7 protein-coding genes and 1 tRNA gene are annotated in these 4,751 nt (G+C 56.4%); all 8 read left to right on the top strand.

Annotated features, from left to right (window positions below; translation table 11 throughout):
• Window positions 1-1,098: cysteine desulfurase family protein (locus ACXJJW_RS11170; protein ID WP_456475829.1), on the top strand; the 1,098-nt coding region annotated here is incomplete at its 5' end.
• 2 nt (window positions 1,099-1,100) lie between these two features.
• Window positions 1,101-1,331 carry a sulfurtransferase TusA family protein gene (locus ACXJJW_RS11175; RefSeq protein WP_456475835.1) on the top strand — a complete coding sequence of 77 codons (231 nt, stop codon included), beginning with the start codon at window positions 1,101-1,103 and terminating at the stop codon, window positions 1,329-1,331.
• Window positions 1,332-1,333: 2 nt separating this feature from the next.
• Window positions 1,334-2,545: a cysteine desulfurase family protein gene (locus ACXJJW_RS11180; protein WP_456475830.1), complete on the top strand. Its 1,212-nt coding sequence runs from the start codon at window positions 1,334-1,336 to the stop codon at window positions 2,543-2,545.
• Window positions 2,538-2,945 carry an iron-sulfur cluster assembly scaffold protein gene (locus tag ACXJJW_RS11185; RefSeq protein WP_456475831.1) on the top strand — a complete coding sequence of 136 codons (408 nt, stop codon included), beginning with the start codon at window positions 2,538-2,540 and terminating at the stop codon, window positions 2,943-2,945. Before ACXJJW_RS11180 ends, ACXJJW_RS11185 begins: the two co-directional genes overlap by 8 nt.
• Window positions 2,929-3,306 carry an iron-sulfur cluster assembly scaffold protein gene (locus tag ACXJJW_RS11190; protein WP_456475832.1) on the top strand — a complete coding sequence of 126 codons (378 nt, stop codon included), beginning with the start codon at window positions 2,929-2,931 and terminating at the stop codon, window positions 3,304-3,306. The genes ACXJJW_RS11185 and ACXJJW_RS11190 overlap by 17 nt, the downstream gene beginning before the upstream one ends.
• Window positions 3,275-4,195: a quinolinate synthase NadA gene (gene nadA, locus ACXJJW_RS11195; RefSeq protein WP_456475833.1), complete on the top strand. Its 921-nt coding sequence runs from the start codon at window positions 3,275-3,277 to the stop codon at window positions 4,193-4,195. Before ACXJJW_RS11190 ends, nadA begins: the two co-directional genes overlap by 32 nt.
• Before the next feature lie 34 nt (window positions 4,196-4,229).
• A tRNA-Cys gene (locus ACXJJW_RS11200) sits at window positions 4,230-4,301 on the top strand.
• 58 nt (window positions 4,302-4,359) lie between these two features.
• A partial coding sequence (locus tag ACXJJW_RS11205; RefSeq protein ID WP_456475834.1) for a hypothetical protein occupies window positions 4,360-4,751 on the top strand: 392 nt, incomplete at its 3' end.

The following is a 4,751-nucleotide window of genomic DNA, read 5'->3' on the forward strand; positions in this document are numbered from 1 at the left end:
GTATTGCCCGAGGTAAAGGAGGCGATGCTCCCCTACTTCGATGAGCTCTACGCGAATCCCTCCAATCTGCACGACTTTGCACTCAAAGCGAAGCGCGCCCTGGAGGATGCGAGGGGGCATGTTGCCCGGCTTCTGGGTGCGAGGAGCGAGGAGATTGTATTCACCTCAGGCGGAACTGAGGCGAACAATCTGGCGATTAAGGGCGTGGTTCAGGCCAGCAAGCCCAGGGGGAGGCACGTTGTTGTGTCGGCAGTAGAGCACTACTCCATCATGCACCCGCTTCAAAGCCTGGCGCGCGAGGGAGTGCAGGTTACCCGGGTGGGTGTGGATAAACATGGCAGGGTTAACCTGGAGGAGCTTGAGAGCGCTATCCGCGACGACACAATTTTAATCTCTGTCCAGCATGCCAACCACGAGGTGGGCACACTGCAGCCGGTGAAAGAGGTTGCAAAAATCGCCGAAGAGCGGGGGATAACCTTCCACTGCGACGGTGTGAGCGCCGCTGGCATGGTGCCCGCGAAGGTGAATGAGCTGGGCGTCGATATATACACCCTCTCGGCGCACCGCTTCTACGGCCCCAAGGGCGTGGGCGCGCTTTACCTAGCAAGGGGAGTGAGGCTACTGCCCCAGATAGAGGGTGGCATACAGGAGCGCGGATACCGCGCTGGTACTGAGAATGTCGCTGGAATAGTGGGCATGGGAAAGGCGGCGCAGCTTGCGGAGCGGGAGATGCCGCAACGCCTGGAGAAGCTGCACGCGCTGAGGAACAGTTTTATAGAGGCGCTGCGCCGCGAGGTAGGCGACGCCAGGATAAATGGCCATCCCACTGAGGTCAACCCCATGTATGCGCATGTCAGCGTTCCCGGGGTGGAGGGCGAGGCCGTCGCAGCAGAGCTCAGCGCACGGGGAATCTACATAACCACGGGTTCGCCGTGCATGGCGCGGGCAGCAAAGGCGAGTCATGTTCTGGCTGCGATGAGGCTTGGCCAGGAGCTAATCCGCGGCGCCCTGCTCTTCTCCTTTGGAATAACCACGGACGAGACCGAGGTCAGGCGCATTGCAGAGGAAGCAGGCGAGGTTATAAATAGGCTGCGGTGAAGATGAAGCCAAAGCTCAGCGTGGATTGCGTGGGTATGCACTGCCCTGTGCCCCTCTCGAAAGCTGGCGAGGCTTTGCAAAAGCTTGCCCTTGGTGAAGTTCTGGAGATAGTTGCAGACGACGAAGACATACTGGATGACCTGCCTGCATGGTGCAGGGTAACCGGGAACGAATATCTCGGCCACCAGCGCGAGGGCAGAATAATAAGGGCATACATAAAGAGGAAGGTGTGAGAATGAGAAGAGCCTATCTCGATTACGCCTCGACGACGCCCGTAGATGGGCGCGTGGTAGAGGCGATGTTGCCCTACTTCACAGAGAAGTACGGCAACCCCACGAGCTTTTATTCTGTGGGTCAGGAGGCAAAGGCAGCGGTTGAGGAGGCCCGCGCCAAGGTGGCGGAGCTTATCAATGCCCAGCCGCAGGAGATTATATTCACCTCAGGCGGAACTGAAGCCTGCAACCTGGCGGTCAAGGGTTTTGCGCTTAAGAATAAAGGTAAGGGGAAGCACCTCGTGGTCTCTAAGATAGAGCACTTCGCTGTGCTCGAAGCCTGCCGCTGGCTTGCGCAGAGGGGCTTTGAGATTTCCTATCTGGATGTTGACGAGTACGGCATCGTTAAACCCGAGACGCTGGAGGAGGCGATTAAAAGAGACACCATCCTAGCAATAGTGAACCACGCAAACAATGAGATAGGTACAATAGAGCCCATAAAGGAGCTTGCGGAGGTGGCTCAGGATAGAGGCGTAGCCCTCTTCAGCGATGCGTGCATAAGCAACGGCATAGTTGAGATAGACGTGGAAGAGCTTGGTGTTGACATGCTGGCAATGTCGGCACATAAGATGTACGGCCCCAAGGGCGTGGGAGCCCTCTATGTCGCCCGCGGGGTGAGGCTCGAGGCTCTGATGCACGGTGGCGGGCAGGAGAGAAAGCTGCGCTCAGGTACAGAGAATGTGCCCGGCATAGTGGGCTTTGGCAGGGCAGCGGAGATAGCAAAACAGGAGATGCGCTCTGAAGCTAAGCGCTTAGTAAAGCTTCGCGACGATATAATCCGCGAGGTTCTGAAGATAGAGCGCACACGCCTGAATGGACATCCCACGCAGCGTTTGCCGAACAATGCAAACTTCGGCTTTGCATTTATAGAGGGCGAGGGTTTGATACTGGAGCTGGACTTCGCCGGAATAAGCGCCAGCACAGGCAGCGCATGCTCCTCGCCTACGCTGGAGCCGAGTCATGTGCTCACAGCCATAGGGTTGAGCCATGCCGAGGCGCATGGTTCGCTGCGCATTACACTCGGGAGGTTTACCACCCCCGAAGATGTGCAGCAGTTGCTTGATGTGCTGCCGGGTGTTGTGAAGCGCCTGCGCGACATCTCGCCCTTCAAGGGCAGCTTTGAGGATTATGTAGAGGGAACCGAATGGAAAGGAGGCGAGCATAAGCATGTATAGCGAGACCCTGATAGACCACTTCAGGAACCCCAGGAATATGGGGAGGATGGAGAACCCCGACGGCGTGGGGAAGGTGGGAAACCCTGCATGCGGAGATGTGATGTACATCTACATCAAGGTCGGGAAGAACGAGAACGGCAAGGAGGTCATCGAGGACATAAAGTTTGAGACCTTCGGGTGCGCCGCTGCGATAGGCACGAGCAGCATGGTTACTGAGCTTGCCAAGGGCAAGACTCTGGAGGAGGCAGAAAAGATAAGCAAGGCGGACGTCGCCGACGCCGTGGGCGGGCTCCCGCCCATAAAGATGCACTGCTCCCTCCTGGCCAGCGATGGTCTGAAGGCGGCGATTGAGGACTACAGGAAGAGGAAGGCTGGGGGTAAAGATGCCTCTCAGGGGTGAGGAGGTAGCGCGAATTCTTCGCGATGCAAAGCATGAGGGAAAGCTCAGCGATGCCAGCGGCGTGGGAAAGGAGGCTCATCCGCTCTGCGATGACGAGGTGCACTTCTACATCAAGGTGGAGGGCGAGGTTATAAAGGAGGCGCGCTTCGAAGCCTACAACTGTGCCGCCGCCATAGCGAGCAGCGAGATACTCGCAGGCCTGGCCGAGGGCAGGAGCATTGCCGAAGCTGAGAATCTCAGCCTGGCTGACATAGAGCGCGCCGCAGGGGGTTTGCCTAAGATAAACAGGTGCTGCAAGGAGGTTGGTGTGCACGCCCTGAAGAAGGCCATTGCCAGCTACAGGGGGCAGGCGTATAGCTAAGCTGGAGCGCAGGATTGAGAAGCTCAAGGAGGAGCACAACGCAGTAATAGTGGCGCACAACTTTCAGCAAGCTGAGGTTCAGGACCTGGCAGACTTCGTGGGGAACAAGCTGGAGTGCGCCCTTTTTGCAAGGCAAAGCGACGCCAGTGTTGTTGTCGCCTGTGGCATCGACTTCATGGCTGAGCTCATCGCAATTTTAAACCCTGACAAGAGGGTGCTCATCCCCAGCGCTGAGGCGCGCTGTCCAATGGTGGCCATGGTGAGTGTGGAGCAGATTGCAGGCATTAAAGAGCGCTCACCCGAAGCAAAGGTTGTTGGCTACATCAAGGCTAGGGCGGAGCAGTATGCAGCCTGCGACTACATATGCAACCACAGCAAAGCACTTCGCCTGCTTAGGAAGATTGAAGGTAAGGCGATATTCCTGCCGGACCAGTACGTCGGGAGCTATCTCCGCAACTCCACCGGGAAAGATTTAATAATCGCAGAAGGTTATTGCCCGCCCCATGTGCGTATTCTACCGGGAGAGGTGTCTAAGCTTAAGGAGGCTCACACCAATGCGGAGGTGCTTATTCACCCCCAGTGCAGGGGCGATGTGCTTGCGCTCGCCGATCATGTGCTTGATACACAGCAGATGGTGGAGCGGGTTAGAGCCTCCTCCAGCGAGGAGTTCATAGTCGCCACCGAGATAGGGATGAAATACCGCCTTGAGAAGGAGTTTCCTGAAAAGCGGTTCTACTTCCCCAGTGAGCGCGCAAGCTGCAGCAATCACAAGATTACCGACGCCGCCAAGGTGCTGTGGTGCCTCGAGGACCTCGCACCGGAAGTGCGAGTGCCTGAGGAGATAGCCGAAAAGGCAAGGCGTGCAATGCGCGCTGGCGGAATGCTATAGATTGAGGTTGTTATTTTTAGGCATTATTCTTAGCGCCGAGGTGACGGAGTGGTAACGTGGCGGACTGCAGATCCGCTTTTCGGGGGTTCAATTCCCTCCCTCGGCTTGCCTGACCTTACTGTAAATGCCTTGGCATTTAATAGCTGCGAAGGAGAGTGTTTAGTATGGGTGCCAAGGCAGATATATACCACCAAGAGGCTGTTTTTAACAGGACTCTTGAGCGCTACCTAGCTAAGCTATACCCGGAGGACAGGGAGGATATTGAGAGGTTTATTAACGACCTAACAGCCCAAGGATACAGCGCTGCCAGGGTGAACAAATACCTTGCAAGCCTGGCTAGCATAAAGAGGATTCTGGGCAAGCCTTTCAGAAAAGCTAGCTTGGTGGATGTAAAGCGCTTTGCTGCCAAGCTGGAGAGAAGCGACTACAAGGCATGGACCAAGCACGACCTTAAGGTAATTCTAAGACGATACATGCGCTGGCTGGGAAAAGATGATACCGTAAGCTGGATTAAGGTTACATTACCGAAGAATGGCACCTTACCGGAGGAGGTCCT

Source organism: Candidatus Pyrohabitans sp. (assembly GCF_054014795.1).

Coding starts and splice junctions, on each gene's coding strand:
- ACXJJW_RS11190 (WP_456475832.1), top strand. CDS start 2,929: ATGCCTCTCAGGGGTGAGGAGGTAGCGCGAATTCTTCGCGATGCAAAG.
- ACXJJW_RS11175 (WP_456475835.1), top strand. CDS start 1,101: ATGAAGCCAAAGCTCAGCGTGGATTGCGTGGGTATGCACTGCCCTGTG.
- ACXJJW_RS11185 (WP_456475831.1), top strand. CDS start 2,538: ATGTATAGCGAGACCCTGATAGACCACTTCAGGAACCCCAGGAATATG.
- ACXJJW_RS11180 (WP_456475830.1), top strand. CDS start 1,334: ATGAGAAGAGCCTATCTCGATTACGCCTCGACGACGCCCGTAGATGGG.